General features: G+C 39.5%; 21 protein-coding genes and 2 rRNA genes. 16 read left to right on the forward strand and 7 right to left on the reverse strand.

What is annotated here, in order from left to right:
* The 3 genes from rrf (I6F43_RS05340) to glsB form a co-directional block, all read left to right on the forward strand.
* A 5S ribosomal RNA gene (gene rrf, locus I6F43_RS05340) occupies positions 1 to 113 on the forward strand; the annotation flags it as partial.
* 63 nt (positions 114 to 176) lie between these two features.
* Positions 177 to 291, forward strand: a 5S ribosomal RNA gene (rrf, locus tag I6F43_RS05345).
* A gap of 538 nt (positions 292 to 829) precedes the next feature.
* Positions 830 to 1753 (forward strand): glutaminase B, encoded by a 924-nt coding sequence (gene glsB, locus I6F43_RS05350; protein ID WP_007584683.1) that lies wholly within the window; start codon positions 830 to 832, stop codon positions 1751 to 1753.
* Between the two features lie 37 nt (positions 1754 to 1790).
* On the opposite strand, the gene I6F43_RS05355 is transcribed toward glsB, so the two are convergent.
* The gene (locus I6F43_RS05355) at positions 1791 to 3095 is read right to left on the reverse strand and encodes an inosine/guanosine kinase (RefSeq protein ID WP_010554383.1); all 1305 of its coding nucleotides are present in this window, start codon (positions 3093 to 3095) and stop codon (positions 1791 to 1793) included.
* Positions 3096 to 3273: 178 nt separating this feature from the next.
* Here I6F43_RS05355 and tadA point away from each other — a divergent pair, with 178 nt between their 5' ends.
* Entirely contained in the window at positions 3274 to 3789 is a 516-nt protein-coding gene (tadA, locus tag I6F43_RS05360) for a tRNA adenosine(34) deaminase TadA (RefSeq protein ID WP_010554384.1), read from the forward strand.
* Positions 3790 to 3791: 2 nt separating this feature from the next.
* Here the strand turns inward: tadA and I6F43_RS05365 are convergent, their stop codons facing one another.
* Both I6F43_RS05365 and mltF read right to left on the reverse strand, forming a co-directional pair.
* Entirely contained in the window at positions 3792 to 3959 is a 168-nt protein-coding gene (locus I6F43_RS05365; protein ID WP_007584688.1) for a hypothetical protein, read from the reverse strand.
* A gap of 163 nt (positions 3960 to 4122) precedes the next feature.
* Positions 4123 to 5631, reverse strand: a complete 1509-nt coding sequence (gene mltF, locus I6F43_RS05370; RefSeq protein WP_197101345.1) for a membrane-bound lytic murein transglycosylase MltF — start codon at positions 5629 to 5631, stop codon at positions 4123 to 4125.
* Between the two features lie 211 nt (positions 5632 to 5842).
* Between mltF and purL the strand changes: the two genes are divergently transcribed.
* The 4 genes from purL (at position 5843) to I6F43_RS05390 (ending at position 12864) form a co-directional block, all read left to right on the forward strand.
* Positions 5843 to 9733, forward strand: coding sequence for a phosphoribosylformylglycinamidine synthase (gene purL / locus I6F43_RS05375; RefSeq protein WP_197101347.1), 3891 nt, complete (start codon positions 5843 to 5845; stop codon positions 9731 to 9733).
* A gap of 121 nt (positions 9734 to 9854) precedes the next feature.
* Positions 9855 to 12323, forward strand: a complete 2469-nt coding sequence (locus I6F43_RS05380) for a YdbH domain-containing protein (RefSeq protein WP_197101349.1) — start codon at positions 9855 to 9857, stop codon at positions 12321 to 12323.
* A gap of 2 nt (positions 12324 to 12325) precedes the next feature.
* Entirely contained in the window at positions 12326 to 12523 is a 198-nt protein-coding gene (locus tag I6F43_RS05385; protein WP_007584699.1) for a YnbE family lipoprotein, read from the forward strand.
* 11 nt (positions 12524 to 12534) lie between these two features.
* Entirely contained in the window at positions 12535 to 12864 is a 330-nt protein-coding gene (locus I6F43_RS05390) for a YdbL family protein (protein WP_007584701.1), read from the forward strand.
* Positions 12865 to 12924: 60 nt separating this feature from the next.
* Here I6F43_RS05390 and I6F43_RS05395 read toward each other — a convergent pair whose 3' ends face one another.
* Together I6F43_RS05395 and waaA are read right to left on the reverse strand one after the other, a co-directional pair.
* Positions 12925 to 13473, reverse strand: a complete 549-nt coding sequence (locus I6F43_RS05395; protein WP_024591451.1) for a DUF1415 domain-containing protein — start codon at positions 13471 to 13473, stop codon at positions 12925 to 12927.
* The gene (gene waaA, locus I6F43_RS05400; protein WP_197101351.1) at positions 13470 to 14798 is read right to left on the reverse strand and encodes a lipid IV(A) 3-deoxy-D-manno-octulosonic acid transferase; all 1329 of its coding nucleotides are present in this window, start codon (positions 14796 to 14798) and stop codon (positions 13470 to 13472) included. Before waaA ends, I6F43_RS05395 begins: the two co-directional genes overlap by 4 nt.
* Before the next feature lie 182 nt (positions 14799 to 14980).
* Between waaA and I6F43_RS05405 the strand changes: the two genes are divergently transcribed.
* Together I6F43_RS05405 and hldE are read left to right on the forward strand one after the other, a co-directional pair.
* Positions 14981 to 15571 carry an SIS domain-containing protein gene (locus I6F43_RS05405; RefSeq protein ID WP_002961065.1) on the forward strand — a complete coding sequence of 197 codons (591 nt, stop codon included), beginning with the start codon at positions 14981 to 14983 and terminating at the stop codon, positions 15569 to 15571.
* Positions 15571 to 17010: a bifunctional D-glycero-beta-D-manno-heptose-7-phosphate kinase/D-glycero-beta-D-manno-heptose 1-phosphate adenylyltransferase HldE gene (gene hldE / locus I6F43_RS05410; protein ID WP_166420974.1), complete on the forward strand. Its 1440-nt coding sequence runs from the start codon at positions 15571 to 15573 to the stop codon at positions 17008 to 17010. Before I6F43_RS05405 ends, hldE begins: the two co-directional genes overlap by 1 nt.
* An 84-nt stretch (positions 17011 to 17094) precedes the next feature.
* Here hldE and I6F43_RS05415 read toward each other — a convergent pair whose 3' ends face one another.
* Positions 17095 to 18600 (reverse strand): capsule assembly Wzi family protein, encoded by a 1506-nt coding sequence (locus I6F43_RS05415; RefSeq protein WP_197101639.1) that lies wholly within the window; start codon positions 18598 to 18600, stop codon positions 17095 to 17097.
* A 211-nt stretch (positions 18601 to 18811) separates the two neighbouring features.
* On the opposite strand from I6F43_RS05415, the gene I6F43_RS05420 reads away from it, so the two are divergent.
* Both I6F43_RS05420 and I6F43_RS05425 read left to right on the forward strand, forming a co-directional pair.
* Positions 18812 to 19882, forward strand: coding sequence for a glycosyltransferase family 1 protein (locus I6F43_RS05420; protein ID WP_165729386.1), 1071 nt, complete (start codon positions 18812 to 18814; stop codon positions 19880 to 19882).
* Complete coding sequence (locus tag I6F43_RS05425) at positions 19882 to 20967, forward strand: glycosyltransferase (protein WP_197101353.1); 1086 nt, start codon at positions 19882 to 19884, stop codon at positions 20965 to 20967. The genes I6F43_RS05420 and I6F43_RS05425 overlap by 1 nt, the downstream gene beginning before the upstream one ends.
* 16 nt (positions 20968 to 20983) lie before the next feature.
* On the opposite strand, the gene I6F43_RS05430 is transcribed toward I6F43_RS05425, so the two are convergent.
* Entirely contained in the window at positions 20984 to 21712 is a 729-nt protein-coding gene (locus I6F43_RS05430; RefSeq protein ID WP_197101355.1) for a 3-deoxy-D-manno-octulosonic acid kinase, read from the reverse strand.
* 122 nt (positions 21713 to 21834) lie between these two features.
* Between I6F43_RS05430 and I6F43_RS05435 the strand changes: the two genes are divergently transcribed.
* The 4 genes from I6F43_RS05435 to tdh all read left to right on the forward strand — a co-directional run bounded on the left by I6F43_RS05435 (position 21835) and on the right by tdh (position 25895).
* Entirely contained in the window at positions 21835 to 22893 is a 1059-nt protein-coding gene (locus tag I6F43_RS05435) for a glycosyltransferase family 9 protein (protein ID WP_197101357.1), read from the forward strand.
* Positions 22893 to 23456, forward strand: coding sequence for a D-glycero-beta-D-manno-heptose 1,7-bisphosphate 7-phosphatase (gene gmhB / locus I6F43_RS05440; RefSeq protein ID WP_197101359.1), 564 nt, complete (start codon positions 22893 to 22895; stop codon positions 23454 to 23456). The genes I6F43_RS05435 and gmhB overlap by 1 nt, the downstream gene beginning before the upstream one ends.
* A 169-nt stretch (positions 23457 to 23625) precedes the next feature.
* Positions 23626 to 24819 carry a glycine C-acetyltransferase gene (locus tag I6F43_RS05445; protein ID WP_024591460.1) on the forward strand — a complete coding sequence of 398 codons (1194 nt, stop codon included), beginning with the start codon at positions 23626 to 23628 and terminating at the stop codon, positions 24817 to 24819.
* Positions 24820 to 24869: 50 nt separating this feature from the next.
* On the forward strand, positions 24870 to 25895 hold the full coding sequence (gene tdh / locus I6F43_RS05450; RefSeq protein WP_007584716.1) for an L-threonine 3-dehydrogenase: 1026 nt from the start codon (positions 24870 to 24872) through the stop codon (positions 25893 to 25895).
* Positions 25896 to 25952 lie beyond the last annotated feature (57 nt).

Here is a 25952-nt window from a genome sequence, read left to right on the forward strand (position 1 = left end):
TGGTGACAATAGCGTTTTGGACCCACCTGATCCCATGCCGAACTCAGTAGTGAAACGAAACAGCGCCGATGATAGTGTAGCATTTGCTATGTGAAAGTAGGACATTACCAGGCTTCAAATTCAGTCGAAGGACTTTAATCTTAATAATTAAAAACAAGAAAATTGAAAAGAATTTTCTTGGTGACAATAGCGTTTTGGACCCACCTGATTCCATGCCGAACTCAGTAGTGAAACGAAACAGCGCCGATGATAGTGTAGCATTTGCTATGTGAAAGTAGGACATTACCAGGATTTAATTAAGAGAGACCCGTTACAGTAATGTAACGGGTTTTTTGCTTTTTGAAATTAGTAAAACTCTGCATACTAAGAGACGATACGATTAATAATAGTGTAGTATTTGCTATGTGACTCTCTACCGCTGTGGGCACTACGACATCCTACTGCGTAGCGCACCGACTTCACATTGTAGAGCGCTCGAATTTAAGATTCGGGCTTTTTATGTCTGCAGAAAAGTGAAAAACACGCAATTAACACACACTCACATCAACACCTATCACGTAGGTCGGGCGAGCGTAGCGACTCCCGACGCTAAAATCATAAAAATCTCCGCTCGACAATGTGTTCGCAGCATTTGCACTGTGACTCTCCACCGCAGTGGGCATCATGACATTACCAGGATTTAATTAAGAGAAACCAGATACAGTAATGTGACGTTTTTTTCTATTTAAATTTAGTAAAATCTCACCGTTAAATTCGACAACAAAACTAGGTGCACTTAATCGCGCGTGTTAAAATCCAATTTTTATGAATGACGATATAGAGGTCTAGATTGCCTACAGCTGATTACCAAAAGGTGCTTGATGAAATAGCACATGAAGTACGTCCTTTATTATCACAAGGGAAAGTAGCTGATTATATACCGGCGCTTGCCGAGGTTGATCCGGAACAATTTTCTATCGCTATTTATACAACTGATGGTGAAACTGTATGTGCGGGGGATTGTTCTCAACGCTTCACTATTCAATCAGTTTCTAAAGTTATGACACTTACTATGGCACTACAGCGTTATGGTGATGAACTTTGGCATAGAGTCGGAAAGGAACCCTCAGGTACAGCCTTTAACTCGCTTACACAGCTTGAGTTTGAAAAGGGGATTCCTCGTAACCCATTCATCAATGCAGGCGCAATTGTAACGTGTGATGCATTATACAGCCGCTTATCTGCGCCAATGCATTCTATGCTCGAAACCTTCAGGTTATTAGCTGGTAATAGAGGCATAGTAATTGATAAAAAAGTCGCTAATTCAGAGTATGAGTTCAGGCACCGAAATGCTGCTATGGCACATTTAATGAAGTCGTTTGGTAATTTTGAAAACGAAGTAGATGATGTTTTGTGGGCTTACTTTAACTTTTGTTCTATTGAGCTCAACTGTATTGAATTAGCAAAAGCTTATAATTTTTTAGCTAATAAAGGTGTTGATAATCGTTCGGGCAATCGTGTTTTAAGTAGTCGTCAGAATAAACAGCTTAATTCGCTTTTATTCACGAGTGGTTTATATGATGCTGCGGGTGATTTTGGTTACAGAGTGGGCATGCCAGGTAAGTCGGGAGTGTCAGGAACTATTTTAGCTGTACTACCAAATAAGTTTACAGTGGCTGTTTATTCACCGGGGCTTAATTCGTTTGGTAATTCGGTTGCAGGAATTGCAGCGCTCGAGCTGTTATCTAAAAAACTCGATATTTCTATTTTTTAGGTAAACAAAAGGGAGCAATAATTGCTCCCTTTGTAATTTATTGTTCCCAGTAAACCTGCTCTAAACAATCTTCACGTTCAGGTAAGCCACGAGATAAACGCGGAGAGTGTTGAACTAACACTTCATAACTCGCTCGGTTAGCATATTTACTAATTTGCGATAGTGACGAGTAAGTAATAGCTTGTTGCTGATGCTTAGCTGAGTTTGCCACATTAAGTTTATGGTAAACATTCGCTGATAAATCATGTAGTACAGCCGCAAGTGCACAATCGCCTGCACCATTGGTGTTTTTGATTGAATCAGGCCCGCCCATAAATGGGGCAGTATGACTGTATGCCCTGATAGGCTCATCACACTCATCTTTACGCATAGCGCGTGAGAATTCGTAACGGTTAAAATCAGGTATGGCGCCTGGTAGTAACGGGTATTCGGTTTCACGCTTTAAGCTTTCGTCTACGTAGCCGGCCATAAATAAGCCTTTTTCGCCAGCGGTACAAATAACTAAGTCTACCCAATCAAGTGCTTTATCAGCAGCTAAAAGGGGATCTTCAAAACCTGTAATAGCTAAACCTTCTTCTTCGTTCATAGCAAGAATATCAACATGCTTTTCAACAAAGTTTGCCCACCAAGTAGGGTCTTGTTCAATTAAGAACTTAGTACCGAGTGTAAGCACAACTGGCACACCTGCGTCATTAGCGTATTTTACCGCTTGCATAGTGGCTTCAGTCATTGTTTCGCTACCTTGAGTACGCATAAGATAGGCACTAATCACTAACGCTGATGAATTCTCAATAAGGTCTTTATCGATAGATTCAGGACGTAAGTGATTCATTAGGCCTGCACTTATTGCAAAAGTACGCTCACCGGTCTCATCAATTAATGTAAAACAACGCCCTACAGGCCCATCAACTGGTTGAAGGTAGTTTAAGTCTACACGGCTTGAGGTATTACATAAAAAACGGTAAGCGTAGCTACCTATTTTTATATTTTCGCTCATTACGCCTAATAAAACTGAGCGATCATCTGCAAGTACAGAGTAGTTGTGCATAGTGTTACCAATGGTTCCACCGGCAAACTCAAAATCAACCATATTGTTTAATTTTAAACGATCGTATAAGGCGTTTGTTGTATCGCTATCAATAACTTGCGACATCCCTCTACGTAGTTGAAATTCGTCAAGGAAAGCTTGATCAACTTTTGCCTCTATATCAACAACGATCTGATCGATACCCGTAATATAACTACGTTGTAATCGCTCTGTTGCGTTAAGTTGATTGGTAAGTGGATCTTTGGCTTCCACTGGAAAATAATGTTTATGCCTGCGGCGTCCAGGAAATTTCATTTGCTACCCGTGTTGTGAGCTAAATAAAAAAAGCGTGAGATTATAGCGTAAATCAGCACGAGTGAGCCATTACAAACGGGTAAATATTGTTTTATTTTTGGAATAAAGTAATGAATGGCGCACTTTTGAGTGCTAACTAGGTATAATTACAGCATAAAAGGTTATTTAAGTAGAAATAATGAACGAACCATTTGATGATTCCTACTGGATGGAACAAGCGCTTTTGTATGCAAAGCAAGCAGAGCTGCTTGATGAAATTCCGGTTGGAGCAATTGTAGTCAAAGATAACCAGCTAGTTTCAGTCGGGTATAACCGCTCAATAACGGATAATGACCCATCTGCCCATGCCGAAATGATTGCAGTGCGAGAAGCTGGAAAAGTCCTTAACAATTACCGCTTAATTGATTGCACCTTATACGTAACGTTAGAGCCATGTTCTATGTGTGCGGGATTGTTAGTGCATAGTAGAATAAAGCGTTTAGTATTTGGAGCAGTCGATGCTAAAACAGGGTCTGCGGGTTCAATTATGAATTTATTACAAGAGCCTAAGTTAAATCATCAAGTTGAGGTGTGCGGTGGTGTTTTGGCACAGCAGTGCGGGGATACTATTTCGAATTTTTTTAAACGTAGAAGAGCGCAAATTAAAGCAGCTAAGAAAGCTGCTCGTGATGATCAAATAAATAAGCCTAACTAAAGTTAACTAGCGATTGGCTCTATTTCTGATTCAGCCATTTGCTGCATAGCAAACATTCGGCGACGCCAGATGATTTTTTTGTGTAGTTTTCGCAACATAACACGACGACGTGTGGCCGTTGAATAAATGACATTGCGTTTTAATCTTTGTGTGCGTCTACGTTTTAGCATGTTTTCTCCTAATGCAAGAGTGAGAAAGGCACGGGTATATCTTATAAAATAATGATATACAATTAACACACATTAGTGATCATTTGGTGACAAGTAAACAGATATTTAATTTACTTAAATTTTGCTTACTGACATACTCAATAAACGGGTACTTATATTAATCTTAGCCATTGTTTTCACTCGACTGTTCGGGTTCGATTATAGGTTGTTGTTTTTCTGTTTGAGCTTCATCTGCCTTACTTTTTACTTCACTTTTTTCGTTTAGTTTTAGCTCAGTATCAGTGCTCAACTCTGTAATTGGTTCTGGCTCAGGCTCTGCAGCAATAGCATCATTTTCATCTAGCCAAACAAGTGCATCGTAATAGCGACGAATATTATCGACATATTTAACAGCTACATCGCCTCGGGCATAACCGTAGCGAGTTTTACGGTAATAGCGCTTTTTAATTAATAGCGGTAGGCGTTTTTTTACATCAGCCCATTTGTCAGGACTTGCGCCTTGCTGTTCGGTAATTATACGTGCGTCGTTAACGTGCCCCCAACCTACATTGTATCCGGCCAAAGCAAGCCATGTGCGGTCGGGTTGCGGGATACGGTCAGGAATACGTTTAATAAGCTTGCTTAAGTATTTAGCGCCACCACGAATGTTTTGCTCTGGTTCTAACCGGTTAGTAACACCTACTTGTTTGGCTGTACTGCGAGTTAGCATCATGATGCCGCGCACACCTGTTGGTGATTTAGCGCGAGGATTCCACATAGATTCTTGATAGCTTAGTGCCGCTAATAACCGCCAGTCAAGGCTACCTGCATATTGTTCAAACCATGGCTGGTATGTTGGTAAGGTTTCTTTAATTGCTTCGATATAAGCAAGGGTATTTACATAGTTAAATTGGCGTACGTGACCAAAGTATTTTTCTTCAAGTACATAGAGCTGGTTACTTTGCTTAACGTCACCAAAAAATGGCACCAACAACGCATATAAAGAGTCGTCTTTAGATTTATTAAGTATCCATGCAATCGGGTCGTTATGGCTAACTGAAAAACCAATGCTTAAATTTGGGTGATAACGGCGAAACAGCGATAGCGTATGCGTATCAGCGAGTGTGTAATCTATCTCGCCATCAATAACTGCTTGAAGTAGTTCTTCTTCATCAAACTCTTCGCTTTCTATCCAAGTGAGATCTGGATTGTTCTTCTTCATTTTTTGTAGAGTAAGCGAGTGGCTACTTTTAGCTATAACCGTAAAGTTGCCATCTAAATCGTCAAACTCTCGAGGACGAACGCGCCCTTGTTTATAAACTAACTTTTGGCTGATTGTTCTGTAAGTTGGTCCGTAACGGTATTGCTCTGCACGGGTTTTATTATAGGTAAGTCCTGACGCTATTAAGTCTAAATCACCGCTTTCAAGGCGTTCAAACATGTCAGATAAGTTAAAGAAAGGGACTATTTCAAGCTCTACACCTAAATATTCAGCGAAGGCTTGAGATAACTCATATTCAAAGCCTTGCTCACCTTGAACGGCTTGATAATAATTACTAGCACTGGCAAGGGTACCCACACGTATTTTATTGTGTTCTTTTATTTGGGCGAGTTGAGTTGGCTGCTCTTGCATATCGCATGAACATAACAGCATAACTAAAGTAATGATTATTATTAGTTTTTCTTTCAACATTGAGTGCCCCTTAAGCTCGCCAGCCACTGTTATAGCAAAACTAAGCTATCGCGTCACTTTACGTTTTATTTTATTAACCAAAAGAGGCTATAAATAAAGCTAAAAAGTTAATTTTATGAAAAGCGTAATTTTGAGTTAAATCTGAATGCTAATTGGACTATAATGCGTGCCTAAAATATCGTTCAATCCCTAACCCCGGATGAAATTACCTATGTTGATCCTTCGTGGTGCACCAGCACTGTCAGAGTTCAGAGTTAATAAAATTTTAGCGCGTTGCCAACAATCGCAACTTCCAGTCACTAACGTATACGCCGAGTATGCTCACTTTGCCGATTTAACATCGCCGTTGAGTAGCTCCGAGCAAACCAAGCTTGAAAAACTATTAACTTACGGTCCAACTATTGCTGAGCATACCCCAGCTGGCAAACTTGTACTTGTTACACCTCGCCCAGGTACCATTTCACCTTGGGCATCTAAAGCAACCGATATTGCCCATAACTGTGGTTTAAAACAGGTTCACCGTGTTGAACGCGGTATTGCTTATTATGTTGAAGGTGACTTAAACGCAGAACAACTTGCACAAGTAATTGCGTTATTGCACGACCGTATGACCGAAGCCACGCATAGTGAGCTTGAAGATGCTGCACAACTGTTTCGCAGTGATGCACCGCGCCAAATGTCGTCTGTTGATATTTTAGGCGGCGGACGCGAAGCATTAGCAATAGCTAATGTTGAGCAAGGTTTTGCCCTTGCTGATGACGAAATAGATTACTTGGTAGAAAACTTTATAAAGTTAGGACGTAACCCTAACGACATCGAATTGTTTATGTTTGCACAAGCAAACTCAGAGCATTGTCGCCATAAAATATTTAATGCTGACTGGACAATTGATGGAAAAGAGCAGCCAAAATCGCTGTTTAAAATGATTAAAAATACGTTTGAGTTAAATCCTGAAAATGTATTGTCGGCGTATAAAGATAACGCGGCAGTAATGAAAGGCTCAAAAGCGGGTCGCTTCTTCCCAAATGCGCAAGGTGAATATGCGTATCATCAAGAAGACATTGAAATACTAATGAAAGTTGAAACTCATAACCACCCAACAGCTATTGCGCCATTCTCTGGTGCGGCTACAGGTTCTGGTGGTGAGATTCGCGATGAAGGCGCAACTGGTCGTGGCTCTAAGCCAAAAGCAGGTTTAGTTGGCTTTACTGTATCAAACTTACGTATTCCAGGTTACGAGCAACCATGGGAAAGCGATTTTGGTAAGCCGAGTCGTATTGTTAACGCGCTTGATATAATGACAGAGGGTCCACTAGGTGGCGCTGCATTTAATAATGAGTTTGGTCGTCCTAACTTATTAGGCTACTTCCGTACTTACGAAGAAAAAGTAACAAGCCATAATGGCGAAGAAGTACGTGGTTACCATAAACCAATTATGCTTGCCGGTGGTTTAGGTAATATTCGCTCTGATCATGTTCAAAAGGGCGATATTCCTGTTGGCGCTAAATTAATTGCGTTAGGTGGACCTGCAATGAACATTGGTTTAGGCGGTGGTGCTGCATCAAGCATGGCTTCAGGTCAATCAAACGAAGATTTAGATTTTGCTTCAGTACAACGCGAAAACCCAGAAATGGAACGTCGTTGCCAAGAAGTTATCGATAAATGTTGGCAGCTAGGTGATGAAAACCCAATTGCATTCATCCACGATGTAGGTGCTGGCGGTTTATCAAATGCGTTTCCTGAGCTTGTTAATGATGGCGGACGTGGTGGTAAGTTCCAATTACGTAGCATTCCTAACGATGAGCCAGGCATGGCACCACACGAAATTTGGTGTAATGAATCACAAGAACGTTATGTACTCGCTGTTGGCGTAGAGGACTTTGATCGCTTTGAAGCAATTTGTAAGCGTGAACGTGCCCAGTACGCTGTTATTGGTGAAGCAACCGCTGAACCTCACTTAACAGTGTCAGACAGCCATTTTGAAAATAACCCTGTTGATTTACCGCTGGACGTATTATTAGGTAAAGCACCTAAAATGCACCGCGATGTAACGTCAAAGCAAGTTGTTGGTAAAGCGCTTGATACTACATTAATAAATGCAGCAGATGCAGCGCAGCGCTTAATGCGTTTACCAGCCATTGCAGAAAAAACATTCCTAATAACAATCGGCGATCGCTCAGTTACGGGTTTAGTAGCGCGCGATCAAATGGTCGGTCCTTGGCAAGTACCTGTTGCTAACTGTGCAGTAACTGCGGCAACGTATGATACTTACCACGGTGAAGCTATGTCACTTGGTGAGCGTACTCCTGCAGCATTACTTAATTACGGTGCATCTGCTCGTTTAGCGGTAGCTGAGTCGTTAACTAATATTGCCTGTGCAAACATCGGTAGCCTTGAAAACATTAAGTTATCGGCAAACTGGATGGCAGCAGCGGGTCACCCAGGTGAAGATGCTGGTTTATATGAAGCTGTTAAAGCTGTAGGGGAAGAGCTTTGTCCTGCGCTTGGTTTAACGATTCCAGTGGGGAAAGATTCTATGTCAATGAAAACGACATGGAAAGATGAAGGTGACTCACAAGAGAAGTCAGTAACATCGCCGCTTTCACTGGTTATAACTGCGTTTGGTCGTGTTGACGACGTACGTAAAACAGTAACGCCACAACTGCGCACAGATAAAGGCGACACATCGCTTATATTAGTTGATTTAGGTGCGGGTAAAAACCGCATGGGCGCATCAAGCCTTGCGCAAGTTTATAAGCAATTGGGTGATGTAACACCTGATGTTGATAGCCCAGAGTTATTAAAAGGCTTTTATAACGCAATGCAAGCGCTTGTGGCTGATAGTAAGTTACTTGCTTATCATGACCGCTCAGACGGTGGTTTATTTACCACAGTAGCTGAAATGGCGTTTACGGGTCATACCGGTGTAACGATTGATTTAGCTGGTTTAACAGGTTCAGATATTGAAGCACTTTATAACGAAGAGCTAGGTGCCGTAATCCAAGTAGCAAATGCTGATTTAGATGCAGTAAATGCGGTGTTTGAACAACATGGTATAGCAGCAATTAGCCACAACATTGGCACGCTTAACAGTGATGATACGATTATATTTAACCGTGGCGAAAATACGGTACTTAATCATACGCGTACTGATCTTCGTACTATTTGGGCTGAAACAACGTATCAAATGCAAGCACGCCGTGATAACCCTGAATGTGCTAAGCAAGAGTTTGATGCAAAATTTGATGCAAAAGATCCAGGCTTAAACGTAAAACTTAACTTTGATTTAAACGAAGATATAGCTGCACCATACATTGCAACCGGTGCTAAACCGCAAATGGCTATTTTACGTGAGCAGGGTGTTAACTCTCATTTAGAAATGGCGGCAGCGTTTAATCGCGCAGGTTTTGCAGCCGTTGATGTACACATGAGCGACATTTTAGAAGGACGTTTAACACTAGAGCAATTCAAAGGTTTAGTGGCATGTGGTGGTTTCTCATACGGTGACGTACTTGGTGCGGGTGAAGGTTGGGCTAAGTCTATTTTGTTTAACGACATGGCACGCGATCAGTTCCAAAACTTCTTCCACCGTGAAGATACCTTTAGCTTAGGTGTATGTAACGGTTGCCAAATGTTATCAACGTTAAAAGAGTTGATCCCTGGCACTGAACATTGGCCGCGCTTTGTAACAAATAAATCAGAGCGTTTTGAAGCACGCTTTAGTTTAGTAGAAATACAAGAGAATCCGTCTGTGTTCTTTAACGGAATGGCTGGCTCGCGTATGCCTATAGCAGTTTCTCATGGTGAAGGTCATGCTGAATTTGCAAATGATGCAGCCACTAAAGTGGCGCTTAATAGCGGCACTGTAGCGGTTAAGTTTGTAGATAACTACGGTAACCCTACAACGCAGTACCCAGCTAACCCTAATGGTTCTCCAGAAGGTATTACAGGTATTACGTCAACTGATGGTCGCGCCACTGTAATGATGCCGCATCCAGAACGTGTATTCAGAAGCGTTGCCAACTCTTGGCATCCTGATGAGTGGGTCGAGGATAGTCCGTGGATGCGTATGTTCCGTAACGCACGTAAAAATGTAGGTTAATTACATTTGCGTTTATACAAGTTAGATTCATAATCTTACTGTAAAATAAAAAAGGCTGCATTGTGCAGCCTTTTTTGATTAGTATAGTTTTAGCTAAAAGCACAAAGCATTTAAGGATAGTATGTTTAAGCGAGTTGGTTTAATTGTTGGAGCTGTATTGCTAAGTACCTTGCTGCTTGGTTATGTATTTCGTTTACCTTTATTACAGTGGGTTATAGCGCCTGAGCTTAAAAAAGCAGGCATTACGTTAAGTTGCCTTGATTTTTCAATCACGTCTAGCTTAAATATTCATGCTGACAGAGTATGTGTAAATTATCAAAATCAACAATTACAACTTACTGGTATTACTGCAAATACAAAGCGTGTAGATATTAAAAATGCAGTGCTAGCAGTTAATTCACTCCCTAAAAGTGATAATGCTAATCAACTTACTAAAAATCTCGATTTAGCGCTTCCCTTAAATCGCCCATTAATCAGCATTAAACAGCTTATAGTAAAAAGTGATGAGCTCAATAAGCCACTAAAAATAAGTATATTAGAACCCACACTAAATAAATTTAATGTCACGGGTGATATAAACGCGAGTGCAAATTTGGCTGTTAATAAAGTAAGTGGTCAGTTTGAAATTAATGACACTTTTTTAAAGCACGTTATAAACACTAAAAATACATTAATTGCAGATGCTAACTTTAATACTCAGCAAGCATTTAGCTTTGATGGTATAGAACTTGAATTAAATGGCGATATTAGCTCCCAGTTTGCTCACACGTATGAGTTTTCTCATACAAATCAGCAGTGCCAAGTTAACGTATTAACCACTGGTAAATTGGCGACGCGTTTTAATTTAAATAGCCAAGCGTTAATGTTTAATACCGATTTGCTTAATAACAAAATTAATCTAACACCAAGCTGTATTGAGTTAACTCCACCGAGTGAATACGCAGGCTTTGTTAGCAAACAAGTTCCTTTAAATTGGCAACTTAAACTCCCTCAATCAATTCGCTTAGAGGCTAGTGAGTTGAGGGTACCTGCAATTAATTTGATGAGTGAAGGCGATAAGCAATTTGATATTTTAATAACAGATACAATACTAAATATTACATCTCCATTTGAGTACTTACAGACAACTTTATCAGCTCAAATAAATACACCCGATATAAATAATATTAACGTTAATGCTCAGTTATCTGGCGCTGTAATTAAAGGCGATTACGCCGTTATGCTTGAAAGCTTGCCTGAGTTTGTTCCTGCAACAGCGAATGGGCTTAGCCTTAGTGGTCACTTTAATATAAGTGAGTTTATAGACTCAAAACCAATTGGGCTTATAAATGCTAAATTAACGCTTAATAGTGTAGATGCGTTTGATATAAGTGCAGTGCAATACCAAGGTGATTTAACAGCAAAAATGGATAAACAGTTAAACGCAGAGGTAGCGTTAACTCAGCGATTAAAAAGCGCAGAATATAAAGAATTTAAAGTCACAGATATAAGTAACACATTAACAGCAAATACTAATTTAGGCGTAGGTGAGTTATTTGCTAATCTAACAGCAAAAACAAATATAAAGACTGTTAATAGCCCTGACATAAAACTTAATAATATAAAAGTAGAGTCTACAGGCTTGCAAAGTCGTGCACTAAAAGCCACGCATCACGCATTTATAAACGATGTTGAGTTAGTTGTAAATCATCATATGTCGTCGCAAGCTCATCCGTTTGAAGTCATTATTCCTGAACAAAGTACGCTGCTGTTAAATGCGCTTATTAGGCAATTTGAGCCACTTGCACAACTAACAGAGGGCGAATTTAATGGCTATATTAGTGGCGATATAAACTTACAAAATGCACTGTTCAATATGGGGATTAGTCATACAAGTGCACTGTATAACGATTACCTTGCGAGTGATTTAAACAGTGTATTTAGCGGGGAATATAATTCAGGTAAGCTTAATGTAAAACCAACTACCTTTAATTTAAATGAGTTTAGAGCGGGTGCCGTAGTTAAAGCGATTAAAGGGCAATGGCAAGTGAGTAGTAATACCGCGCTTATAAATGATGTAAAAGGAAGTGTGTTTGGCGGCGAGTTTTCGTTAGATACCTACACAATAGGGAAGCCAAACCAAGTTGCCAATGTTAAGTTTGAAAATATTGATGCAAGTAAACTCGTTACACTCGACGATAAGTCGGGCATTGTATTAACGGGACGCTTGGCGGGGTCTTTACCTGTCCATTTTGATAGTGGAAAAATTGAAATAATTGACGGTAGTTTATTTAGCCAAGGAACAGGTAATTTAAAAATCACCAATAATGCCGCGTTTGATTCAGTAATGCAGCAACAGCAAGAGTTGCAACCTGTATTAGGGCTATTAACTAATTTAGATATTCAAAAACTTAATAGCAGTGTGGCATTAAAAAACGATGGCTGGTTAAAGCTTGGGGTTAATTTACAAGGCTATAATAAAGCAGAGCAGCAGCAAGTTAACTTTAATTATAACCACGAAGAAAACGTATTTACACTTTTACGCGCACTGCGTTTAAGTGACGAAATTACACAAAAAGTTGAGCAACAATACTCACAAAAAGGAAACTAATAATGAGACAGTCGTTATTGATAAAAGTACTGCTCGCGCTAGGTGCTATTAGTGCACTAAGTGCCTGCACGCACCGAGTTGAGGTGTCTGCTAAAGAGCCCATTACTATTAATTTAAATGTGAAGGTCGATCACGAAATTCGCGTAAAAGTAGATAAAGAACTCGACAGTTTGTTTAGTGACGACAGTGAGTTATTTTAAGGAGCTAAAACATGAATACGAAGAAAAAATTAAATATTATTACGTTAGTTAGTGCAGTATGTATGTCGTTCTCTGCGTGGGCTATTAGCCTTGATGACGCTAAAAACCAAGGTTTTGTAGGTGAAGATAGCTCTGGTTATTTAGGGCTCGTTGTACAAAACGCAGAAGCAAAAGCAGTTGTTGATGACATAAATGCAAAGCGTAAAGCGCAGTACTTAAAGCTGGCTAAAAAGAATAACTTGTCACTTTCACAAGTAGAAGCACTTGCTGCCGCTAAAACAATTGAAAAAACCCAAAGTGGTCATTACGTTGAAGTAAATGGTAACTGGGTTAAAAAATAAGCGTTAGTTATTGCCTTGTTTTGTAAAAAGTTTTGCACGAACCAAAATAAAACCGAGCGTTTAAGCGCTCGGTTTTTTACAGCCTTCGAGTAACTGCTGCCAAAAATCAATACCCTTACGCCTTGCTAGGTTTATATTATGCTCTGGAATAGATTCAGGCTCGTTATAACTATCAAGTGCTTCGCTCATACTTGCTTCGCGAATTAAATGCAAAGTAGGAAAGGGCGCTCTATTTGTGTAATTTGCGGCATCAGTTTCATCGCTGTCGGCAAATACGTAATCAGGATGAAAGTTAGCAATTTGATACTTCCCTTCAAACCCCTGCGCGACTAAAAGTGCATTAGCTAAATCGACCAAGTCTAAAAAGTCTTCAAAATCACTAAAGCCGTTGTCAAACATGATAAGGGTTGTTTCGCGCTCTGGTTCGCGGTCAAGCTCAACACATTGCTCAAGCATATCCATTACGGCATCATCCATAGTTGCTGCAGGGCTTACTATGTAATGAATACAGTTGTTTTCTACTTCTTTTCGAGCAAATGGGCAAAAGTTATATTTAACAATAACAGATGACACCCATTCACGGGTTTGGCTTATAGCTATGTTGGTCACGGTTTTGGCTCTAAATATTGATTAATAATGGTAAGTGTTTTTTGTATAGCACCTTGGTTTTTAGTTACGCATTGCGCAGCTTTAATACCTAAGGTTTGGCACGCTTTTGTGTTTTGGCTAAACGTTATGAGCTGCTTTGCTAGTTCGTCATTGCTATCAACCACTACAGTGGCTTTAAGTTTTATTAGCTCGGGATAAACATGATCAAAATTGTATGTGTGTGGACCTGTTATTAAACCTACCGAAAACGCGGCTGATTCCAGTGGGTTATGCCCACCTCTGCGTATTAAGCTGCCACCAATAAAGCTCACATTTGCAGCGCCATATAAACACTGTAATTCACCAAGCGTATCAGCAAGGAGTACTTGTTCATTGTTGTAGTTATTTTGGCTACGACGGCTAAAACTAAGTGGGCTTTGTGTTAAAAGCTCAGCTACTTTATCAAATTGCTCTGGATGGCGCGGGGCAATTATAAGTAATGCATTAGGTTGCTTTTTTAGTAACTGTTGGTGAGCTGCCAATACTAATTCATGTTCTACAGGATGTGTTGAGCCTGCTACCCATACGAAGCGCTCGTCATTGATGTGTTCAGTACTGCTATTTTCATTACTACTATTTTTATTAATACTGTAAAGCTGTTTAAGGTTGAGTACTTTGGCTAATTGCTCGTCACTTGGTGTTATATCAAATTTTATAGAGCCTGTTACATGGCTTTTTGAAGTTTCGAGACCAAGCTCTATAAAACGCTCTGCATCTGCCTTGTTATGACTCGCAAGTACTGTAATTGAGCGCATAATAATATGCGTTAATTTAGCGACCTTTTGATAGCCTTGCTGTGACTTTTCAGAGAGTCTTGCATTGATAACAAGTACCGGTATATTTTTTTTGTGACTTATCGCCATTAAATTTGGCCATAGCTCTGTTTCTAAAATACATAATGCTTGTGGCTTTATACGCTTTAAAAATCGGGCTGTCGCAAACGGAAAATCGATTGGTAAGTAGCTACACGCCACAGAATTTTTAAACTGGTTAAGTATTTGCTCTCTGCCTGTTGGAGTATTACAGGTTATAAGTATATTTAAATTTGGATGCGCTTTTTGAAGAGCTTTAATAAGCGGCGTTGCGGCGAGTACCTCACCAACAGAAGCACAATGAAAAACTAAAGGTTTGGTTTTAGTCGTAAATAAAGACTTACTGACAAACCCAAAGCGCTCTTTAAAGTGTGCACGATAGCCTTGGTTTTTTTTACCTCGTAAAATATAGAGATAAAATACAATCAGTGGGCTAATAAAAATTAATGCTAGAGAGTAAAAAATGCGTGCCATACTGATCTTTCTTAAAGGGAGGTGGCGTTAGTTTACCGTGAAATAGCCGTTTTCTAAACATACTCACAATAAAATATGGTCTGGGTTCAGTTATAACCCGATAAAATGCACACAATTAAATAAAATTATGGAATAATGGATTTAATTTTTCCCTGCTATTTCAGTTCCTAGAGGAATTTTTCATGTCAATTATCGATTCAGTGGCAACTAGCTACGTTGAAACATTAAACCGTCATCAAGCATTATTTGAAACGATGGAAGCTTATCATCAAGAATCTATGCAACTGTTAGAAGCATGCCACAGTGCATTACAAGCTGGTGGCAAGATTGTTTGGTTTGGTAACGGCGGTAGTGCAGCCGATGCGCAGCATTTAGCAGCAGAATTTGTAGTGCGTTACAAATTAGAACGTGGTCCGCTTGCCTCAATGGCATTGACTACAGATACATCAATTTTAACAGCACACAGCAACGATTATCACTTTGATACGGTGTTTGAACGCCAAGTTCAAGCGCTATGTAAGCCAGAAGATTTAGTGATAGGTTTAACCACATCAGGTACTAGTAATAATATTAACTTAGCATTAGAAGCTGCAAATAAACTAGGCGCTTTTACAGTGGCATTAACAGGGCGTGATGGCGGTAAAGTAAAAGATATTGCTAAGTTACCTATCATTATAAAAAACGACGAAACAGCACGTATCCAAGAAGCTCACATGTTTATAGGTCACTGGTTATGTGAAGCCATGGATATGGTTGTTGCGGAGCAGCAGTAATGGATTTATCGTTATTAAAAAACTTATCGGCAGCACGTATATTAGTTGTTGGCGACGTAATGCTAGACCGTTATTGGTATGGTGATACAGGTCGAATTTCGCCTGAAGCGCCAGTACCTGTTGTTAAAGTAAGTAAATTTGAAGACAAAGCGGGCGGTGCAGCTAACGTTGCAAAAAATATAGCGCGATTAGATGCAAAAGTCGGCTTACTGGGCTTAATTGGTGAAGATGAAAGCGGGCAGATTTTAGAGACTATTCTAAAAGGTGAAAAAATAAGCTCACAATTAGTCAGTGTATGTGATTTACCGACTATTTCTAAAATGCGCGTTATTAGTCGCCATCAACAACTCGTTCGTCTTGATTTAGAAGAAACGTTTACTGAGCAACATAGTCAATTACTATTAAACCGCTTAGAGCTTGTGCTAGATGAATACGACTTTATTGTATTCTCTGATTACAGCAAGGGATCTTTAAGCTTAATTAAAGAAATGGTAAGCCTAGCTAAGAGCGCCGGAAAAACGGTTTTAATCGACCCTAAATCGCCAGATTTACATTTATATGAAGGTGCTGATTACATTACGCCTAATTTACATGAGTTTAAGTTAGCGGGTGGTCAAACCGATTCAGAAGAAGCTTTAGCAGCAAGTGCGCGTGATTTAATTAGCAAAAATGGCATTAAAGCCATGTTGCTTACGCGTTCTGAGCAAGGTATGTCGTTAATTAATGCAGATGAAAAGTTTGATTTTGCAGCACAAGAGCTTGAAGTAAGCGATGTGACTGGGGCCGGTGATACGGTTATAGCTACATTAGCCGTTATGCTTGGTGCGGGCATGGAACCTAAAGATGCAGTCGAAATTGCTAATTTAGCGGCAGGTATAGCGGTTAGTAAATTTGGTGCAGCTACAGTTTCGCCAGAAGAGTTAAGTCGTAAGCTTGGTCAGTATTTACATACTACTGGTGAGCATTACCAAACACCATTTGATGATGTCCTTCAACATATTGAGTTTGCAAAACAAAATGGCGAAACCATTGTATTTACTAATGGCTGCTTTGATATTTTACATGCTGGGCATGTGCGTTATTTAGCACAAGCTAAAGCCCGAGGCGATAGACTCGTTGTTGGATTAAATAATGATGAATCTATTACGCGCTTAAAGGGGGCAGATCGTCCTATTAACCCGCTAGATGAGCGTGCAATGGTACTTAGCGCACTTTCATCAGTTGATTGGGTTATTCCGTTTGGTAGTCTAGATGAAAACGATACTCCCGCTAAATTAATTGAGCAAATAAGCCCTGATATTTTAGTTAAGGGTGGCGACTACACCGTAGAGCAAATAGCGGGTGCTGAGCATGTACTTCGCCATGGCGGAAAAGTTGAAGTGCTTGAATTTTTAGATGGGTGCTCAACATCAAAAGTAATAAGTAAAATTAAACAGTAATTACTGATTTAGTTTGCTAAAAAATAAAAAAAAGGGATGAAAACACTGTTTTCATCCCTTTCTTACTTTTAATACGTTACTTTATTAAAAGTTATATTCGTACTTAGCAAATGCAGAAGTATCGTTTTCAGCGCCGTCGTTGTTAGACGCAAAAGCACCTAAAGTGACGCGTCCTCCCATAGAAAGCATTCTGTAACGAAGTTCTAATTGCTTAGAGTTAAACCCTGTTTTAGTAATAGAATTACCTAAATCTGGGTTATTTGGATAACGATCACTTTTATCGCTATTGTAATCAACGTTATGTAATTTTACCTGCCAATCATCACCGTTTGACAGTTGACCAAGCAGAGTTAAAACAACTGATTGTGTATCGTTATCATATGTCGATGCAATAGTTCGACCGTGGTAGCGATAGCCTGACTTATAATCAATGTTCTCATAGTAACAATTCTCGCGAATTAGCTCACTGGTGCATGTTACACCTGTATCAATATACTCTATATTAAATAGTATGTTTTGTTCATATATGCGTTGTGTTGTCTGTACACCAAATAAATAAGCTCTATCAGACGGTTTAAACTGTGAGCTTGCATCTTCACCTATAGTGCTGGCATAAAGCGCATACGGGTGATTGAATAGTGTATCTGACCAACGAACATCAATACCAGCTAATTGGTTTCCAATTTTAGACTCAAATTGAACATCACAACTATTGGCTTCACCTATACATGCAGTTTGCCCTGTTATAACATCAATAAAATCACCCGCTGAGCCCGGTTGTCCATCGCCAGCCCATTGTGCAGACCAGCTAAGTGCGATTTCTAACTGTTGAATAGGGCGAAAATTAACACGAGTACTCCACAGTAAAGCATCAGGTATAACACGCGTAGACTCAAGCTTTGCCATTTGTGCTGTAAAGCTCCATTGACCAATCCAGCTCAGCCATGGTGTCTCAAAAGCAGTACTTTTTTCTCGAGTAACACTTAGTGCAGGTAAAGGTTTCGCATTACCTGACATAATTAAGCTGTTATCAACACCAGGTCCCCAAAATTGTTCAACAGCACCGGCTCTAAAAATCCAGTTACCTAAACGGTAAGCTAAGTAACTATTATCAAGTGAGGTATCGTTACAATCGGTTAAAGCTTGCTCATCGGTAACTATATCGTCAGTCGTTTTTCCATCAACTAAACATTTTTTACCGTCTTTTCTATAGTTTATAGCTACTTTAGCTGCAAAGTTATCGCCTAAATAAGCGTAAGCTGCTGAAAGCTCTGTTTCTTGAGTATTTGTTGCACCAAAGCTTGTTGCTATGATTGGATCTGTGGCTGCAAAAGCTGATAATTGAAGACTATGTGAGCTACTATTTTCTGATTTATATCGATGTTTAACGCGAAGTAAAGCATCTTGTAAGCTTGGAGATAATTGCTCCAGCGGCATACTTTCCACATCGCTTATAAAACTTTTCCACATAAGCGGATAGGTAGTTACAGGAGCTAAAATAACACCGGCATCAGCTAATTGTTGAATATCAGCTCTTAGACCATAATCATCGGGTTTTACCCATGGCTCAGCATTAACTGATGCGCTCATAGCGCAAAAAAGAGTAGAAAGTAGAAAAATTCTGTTTCGCAAAGTTCAGATCCTTGTGATTAAGATTGCGGCTAAGTTTATCAATCTAAGTCTGCTATTGCAGTAAATAATCAAATTTATAGAGTTAATTTAATATATTAAAATGTAACCTGTCTATCGTAATAAGTATCTGATTGATATACTGGAGCTCAAATAGGACATTGAGAATGCAATGAGCAACAAACGACTTTTATTTATTCCAGTATCATCACCAGAAGGCATTGGTGAATATATGCGCTCGTTGTTGTTGGCTCAAAGTTTACAGGCAGAACTTGCAGATTCTCTCGATATTCACTTTATATTAAATAAGCATACAAGCTACGCAAAAGATTGTCCTTTTGAAGCCACACTACTCGAACACTCAGCGACTAAAGAGCTTGATTTTGTTTGCGACTTTATAGAGCAATTTAAACCTGATGTCGTTGTTTTTGATTGTGCAGGACGTGCAGGGCATATGAAGGCAGCTAAAAAGGTAGGCGCTAAAGTTATATTCATTTCTCAGCATGCAAAAAAACGTGCTAAAGGCTTAAAACTTAACAGAATTAATTTAATTGATACACATTGGGTTGTACAGCCTGATTATTGTATTGAGCCACTTACATGGGCTGAAAGTACGAAGTTAGACATGTTTCCCTTGGCACATCCTCGAAATGTAGGTCCTTTTGTTACATTTGCCTCTTGCGCGCAAAAACGTGATGTTTTAAATCGCTATAACTTAGTATCGGAAGGCTATTTTATTGTAAATGCTGGCTCAGGCGGACATGTATTAAATAACCTTAATTGCGCTGATGTTTACTTTAAAGCCGCGCTTAAAATTACTAAGCACACTGGTTTAAAAGCAGTTGTTGTGTTTGGTCCCAATTATAAGAAAGCCATTCCTGAAAGTGATGAGGTTACTTGCTTAGCAAGTCTGCAAAGTACTGATTTTTTGGCATTAATGAGCCAAGCTAAAATCGCATTACTTAGCGGTGGAGATACTTTACTGCAAGCAATTGCAGTTCAAACCCCCGTTGTGGCATGTGCTATCTCAAAAGATCAAAATACACGTTTGGATCATTGTGTTAATGCAGGTGTTGTCATAAAAGCAAATCTTGATATTGATGAAATCACTACGAAAATAGCTCAGGTTATTAGCGAGCCTTTCTATAATGAATTCGTTGCTAAATATAGCCAACTTGATAATACACATAGCTTCGATGTGATCACTAATGGCATAAAAAATATGCTTATAGGGGATCGCTAATGAATATAGTGATTGTAATTGATTCCCTAGTGGGTGGTGGTGCTGAAAAAGTAATGCTTACCCTTGCTGAGGAAATGGCCAAGTTACAGCACAGAATCACTATTTTGTCTCTTGCTAACTCTATTGAATATAATATCCCTGAAGTACTTAACGTGGAGAGTTTATTCGCACATAGGGCATCAAAAGTAGATCGATTTTGGCAGCGTAAAAATAGCATTTTAACACTACAAACTTGGTTTGAAAAAAAACAAAGCGAGCTGGGCAATATTGATTTAGTGCTTTCTAATCTTGATAAAAGTAATAACTTGCTCGCGCGTAGTAATATCAAAAATATTCATTTTGTTATTCACAACTCAGTTAATGCAGAACTTGCACGTCAAAAAAAGTTAGGTCCATTTTCATACTTATATCTTAAAAAAAGTAAGCAAAATTTAAATGGTAAATCACTTATTTGCGTATCAAAGGGTGTTGAAAAAGAAATAATACAAGGGGATTTAATTAACCCAAGTGCAATTGCGACTATTTACAACCCGTTCGATTTTGAAAAAATAAGACAGCAAGCAAATGAGCAAAATAACAATATCCCAAATGAGCCCTACTTAATTCATGTAGGAAGACTCGCCAAACAAAAACGCCACGATATATTATTTGCAGCATTTGCAAAGCTTGATAAAAAATACAAGTTAGTACTTTTATGTAATAAACCGGCTAAAGCGCTAAAGCTTGCACAGGAATACGGCATAGAAAAACAGTTAGTAGTGCCAGGATTTCAACAAAACCCGTACAACTGGATTAAGCATGCCAAAGCTTTAGTGTTGAGTTCTGATTTTGAAGGACTTCCAACGGTATTAATTGAGGCTTTAGCGGTCGGTACTCCGGTAGTTAGCACTAATTGTACATTTGGACCAAGCGAGATATTAACAGGCGAGCTAAGTAAATATTTAGTACCTGCTGGACAAAGTGAGGCATTAGCCAATGCCGTTAAGCAGGTGCTAGCAGATAAGCCAAATGTAGAAAACGCAGATATTCTAAAACAAGTACAAGCAGAGCAGGTTGCTCTGCAGTATTTAGCATTGGCTAACTAAGTTAACTTATATTAGGTTAACTTATATTAGCGAGTGCTTTGAGGTAGTTGCTATGCAGAGTTTGCCAGTTACTCGCGTGCCAATTAAATGACTCGTTTCGACCTTGTTCTTTTAAAAATGAGCGCTCAAGTCGTTCCATATTACTTTGTTGCCACTGCACATTAGGCATTTTTATTTCACCTCTATCAAAGTCGATAATATACACATCACCAGTAGCATCAAACAAAATGTTATTAATGTTTAAATCGGCGTGATACACACCTTTTGAATGAAATAGCGCGATTGTTCTAGCTATGCCCTCTAACTCATCTTCAGTCAATGAGCGTTCAATTAATATGTCGAGTACACTTTTAGCGCCTTTAACAGCCTCGGTAATAATATCACCGCGGTAAATTAATCCGCTGCGGGTTACTTTAGCTGCAATAGGGGTTGGTACGTTTAAACCAAGCTCTATAAGTTTACTCATTAAGCTAAACTCTTTATACACACGGGTTTGTTCAAGCCCTGGGTATAAATATTGATCGCTTAGCAATTTACCTACTAAGCCACCGCGCCAATAATGCCTAAGTACGGCTGTTAATTCGTCTTGCTTAAAAAACCACGCAGTTGCTCGGCCCTTTTTAGCGCCCACAATTTTATTTTGTTGTTGCCAATAATTTGCATCAAACCAATCGAGGGTAATTTGGCTCGTGTATTTAGGGTGGCTTAATACAGTGTGATTGCCTTGCACGTGTTGTTTAAACATAGCTCTGCGTAATTGCTAAATAATGTGCCTATATTAGCGCGTTTTAAAGCTGAGGATAAGTGCTTGCAATAGCGTGATTATAATTTAAGATCGGCTTTTGTATTTAATACCTAAGGGAATGTGTGACTCAAGCTCCTAACTATTCATCTATTTGTTTATTAAGACTCTCAGCCATTGGTGACGTATGTCATGGTGTGAGTGCTGTACAAGCCATTCAAAAAGCACACCCAAATGCAAAAATCACCTGGGTTATTGGTAAAATAGAAGCGATGTTACTTGCCGACTTACCGGGTGTTGAGCTGGTGGTATTTGATAAAAAACAAGGTAAAGCAGCACTTAAAAGCTTAAAGCAACGCTTTAAAGAACAACAGTTTGATGTACTACTTAACATGCAAGTTGCATTAAGGGCTGGGTTTGTAGCGCGTTGTATTCCTGCAAAAGTAAAAATAGGGTTTGATTGGGCGCGTTCAAAAGAATTGCACAGCTTGTTTATTAATAAACGAATAGCCCCAGAAGCTCAGGCGCATGTGCTTGAAGGCTTTAAAGGTTTTGCAAAAGCGGTTGGTGTAGCTGATTATAAACCGAGTTGGGACATGCCATATACAGAGCAAGACCAAGCGGTTGCTGATGAACTACTAACACCAGAGTACCTAACTAATAAACTGTTAGTAATATCGCCAGCAGCAAGTAAAGCACAGCGCAATTGGCTCGCTGATCGTTATGCAGCATTGGCTGATTATGCAAATGAGCAAGGCTTTAAGGTGGTATTGACGGGGGGGCCAACAGAACTTGAAATTAACCTAGCAAATAGTATTGTTGAGTATAGTAAAACACCTATTTTAAATTTAGTGGGTAAAACGAAACTCAAAGAGTTGTTGTGCGTGTTAAAGCGTGGCAGCTTAGTGCTTGCACCCGATACGGGTCCTGCGCATATGGCAGTAACAGTTGGTACGCCGGTTATTGGTTTATACGCACATTCAAACCCAGCACGAACAGGCCCTTACTTATATCAAGATTACGTGGTAGAGGTTTATCATCAAAATTTGCTTAAGCAAACTGGTAAAACAGCTGAGCAAGTGCCGTGGGGTACGCGCGTAAAAGGCGATGATTTAATGAGCCAAATTACAGTTGATGACGTAAAAGCGATGTTTGATCATGTTGTACAAAAAGAGTCTTTGTAATGAATGTACAACAAAAAAATAAAGCGCTTTTTTTAGACCGAGATGGCGTGGTAAACGTTGACCATGGTTATGTGTATCAAAGCGATAAATTTGAATTTATTGAAGGTGTTTTTAGTACTTGTAAAGCATTTTATGATGCGGGCTATAAAATCATAATCGTCACTAATCAATCTGGAATTGGCCGAGGTTATTACACCGAAACTGATTTTTTAGCACTAACTGATTGGATGAAAACCCAATTTAGCGATCACAGTATTGAAGTTGCCGATGTGTACTTTTGCCCTCATCACCCTAAAAAAGCGCACCCTGAATATTTGAAAGAGTGCAGTTGCAGAAAGCCTGCGCCAGGGATGTTATTGCAAGGCATACAAGAGCATAACATCGACCCTGCTTGCAGTATAATGGTGGGCGATAAACTCAGTGATATGCAGGCTGCGAAAAAAGCAGGGATCACTACCCGCGTTTTAGTGCGTTCAGGTCAAAGCTTTGATGAAAGTGCCAAGCAAGAGGCTGATTTAATTATCGATTCTATAAACAGTTTACCTGCACTTTTAAAGACATAAATAAACTAAACAGATTAGCCTGTAAACTGGCAGGAATTACTTCCAGTCTAGGGTGTTTACGACGAACTGCAAACCGTGCATTTTCCCCATTAAACTTTTACAATACCCCCCATAATAAACAGTCGCTTAAATGTGGTTGTTTACCCGTTCAAATATATGGAGAACTTAGATGAGAGCATCTGCTTTTTTTAGCCAGTTACAACAGCAAATTGAAGACGTAAAAACCGAAGGTTTGTATAAAAGCGAACGTATTATTAAATCTCAGCAGCAAGCTCAAATCGAAGTTGCATCAGGTAAAGTAATCAACTTTTGTGCTAATAACTACTTAGGTTTAGCTAATAGCCCAGAGCTAATTGAAGCTGCGCAAAACGGTTTAAATAATCATGGTTTTGGTGTGGCGTCTGTTCGTTTTATTTGTGGCACGCAAGATATTCATAAAACGCTAGAGAAAAAAATCAGTGAGTTTTTAGAAACAGAAGATACGATTTTATATTCTTCATGTTTTGATGCAAATACAGGCTTGTTTGAGACTATTTTAGGCGCAGAAGACGCTATTATTTCTGATTCGTTAAACCATGCATCAATTATTGATGGTGTACGTTTGTGTAAAGCTAAGCGTTTTCGTTATGCAAATAACGACATGGCTGATCTTGAAAAGCAACTTATTGCAGCAGATGAAGCTGGCGCTAAAACTAAACTAATTGCTACCGATGGCGTGTTTTCTATGGACGGCGTTATTTGTAATTTAGAAGCTGTGTGCGACCTAGCTGATAAATACGATGCACTTGTAATGGTTGATGACTCTCATGCTGTTGGCTTTGTTGGCGAAAACGGTAAAGGTACACCAGAGTACTGTAATGTATTAGACCGTGTAGATATTATTACCGGTACATTAGGTAAAGCGCTAGGCGGTGCATCAGGTGGTTATACATCAGGTAAAAAAGAAATTGTTGAATGGTTACGTCAGCGCTCACGCCCATACTTATTCTCAAACTCATTAGCACCTTCAATTGTTACTGCATCAATTAAAGTACTTGAAATGCTAGAAAATGGCGGCGAGCTTCGCGCTAAACTTTGGTCAAATGCTAAATATTTCCGTGAGCAAATGGAAGCTGTTGGTTTTACGTGTGCAGGTAAAGATCATGCAATCATCCCTGTAATGCTAGGAGATGCCAAAGTAGCCTCGTTAATGGCTGATAAACTACTTGCTGAAGGCATTTACGTCACTGGTTTTTCATTCCCTGTAGTACCAAAAGGGCAAGCGCGTATTCGTACACAAATTTCAGCAGCGCATAGCATTGAGCAACTCGATATTGCTATTGATGCATTTACCCGTATTGGTAAAGAAATGGGCGTTATTTAATTTTATTTTAAACCGAAGCCTCGCTTCGGTTTTTTAGTTGAGTGTGGATTATGAAAGCATTATCTAAATTAAAAGCAGAACCGGGCATTTGGATGACAGATGCACCAAAGCCAGAAGTGGGTCATAACGACTTACTGATTAAAATTCGTAAAACAGCTATTTGTGGTACCGACGTACATATTTACAAATGGGATGAATGGGCAAGTAAAACGATTCCTACTCCAATGGTTGTTGGTCACGAATATGTTGGCGAAGTTGTTGATATGGGCCAGGAAGTTCGTGGCTTTAAAGTAGGCGACCGCGTATCGGGTGAAGGTCATATTACGTGTGGGCACTGTCGAAATTGTCGTGCTGGGCGTGTACATTTATGCCGTAATACAACAGGCGTAGGTGTAAATCGTGAAGGTGCATTTGCAGAGTATTTAGTTATTCCTGCGTTTAATGCATTTAAAATTCCAGATAATATTTCTGACGAACTGGCTTCTATTTTTGACCCGTTTGGCAATGCAGTTCATACCGCATTATCGTTCGACTTAGTTGGCGAAGATGTACTTATTACTGGTGCAGGCCCAATTGGTATTATGGCAGCAGCGGTTGCAAAACACGTTGGTGCTCGCCACGTCGTTATTACCGACGTAAATGAATACCGCCTAGATTTAGCCCGCAAAATGGGTGCATCTCGCGCGGTAAACGTGGCAAGCGAAAAGCTTGAAGATGTAATAAAAGACTTAGGTATGACAGAGGGCTTTGATATTGGTCTTGAAATGTCAGGTGTGCCAAGCGCTTTTAATTCAATGCTTAATAACATGAACCACGGCGGTAAAATTGCCATGCTAGGTATTCCACCATCTGATATGGCAGTTGATTGGAACCAAGTTATTTTTAAAGGTTTAGTGATTAAAGGTATTTACGGTCGCGAAATGTTCGAAACGTGGTACAAAATGGCAAGCTTGATTCAATCTGGTCTTGATTTGAACCCAATCATTACACATCAGTATTCTGTGGATGACTTCCAAGCTGGCTTTGATATGATGATTTCAGGTCAGTCAGGTAAAGTAATTTTAAACTGGGATTAGTTCCTAACTAAATTACAAGAAGGGCGGCTTTAGCCGCCTTTTTTATACTATTAATTA

Source organism: Pseudoalteromonas sp. NZS71_1 (assembly GCF_015864305.1).
Lineage (GTDB): Bacteria > Pseudomonadota > Gammaproteobacteria > Enterobacterales > Alteromonadaceae > Pseudoalteromonas > Pseudoalteromonas arctica.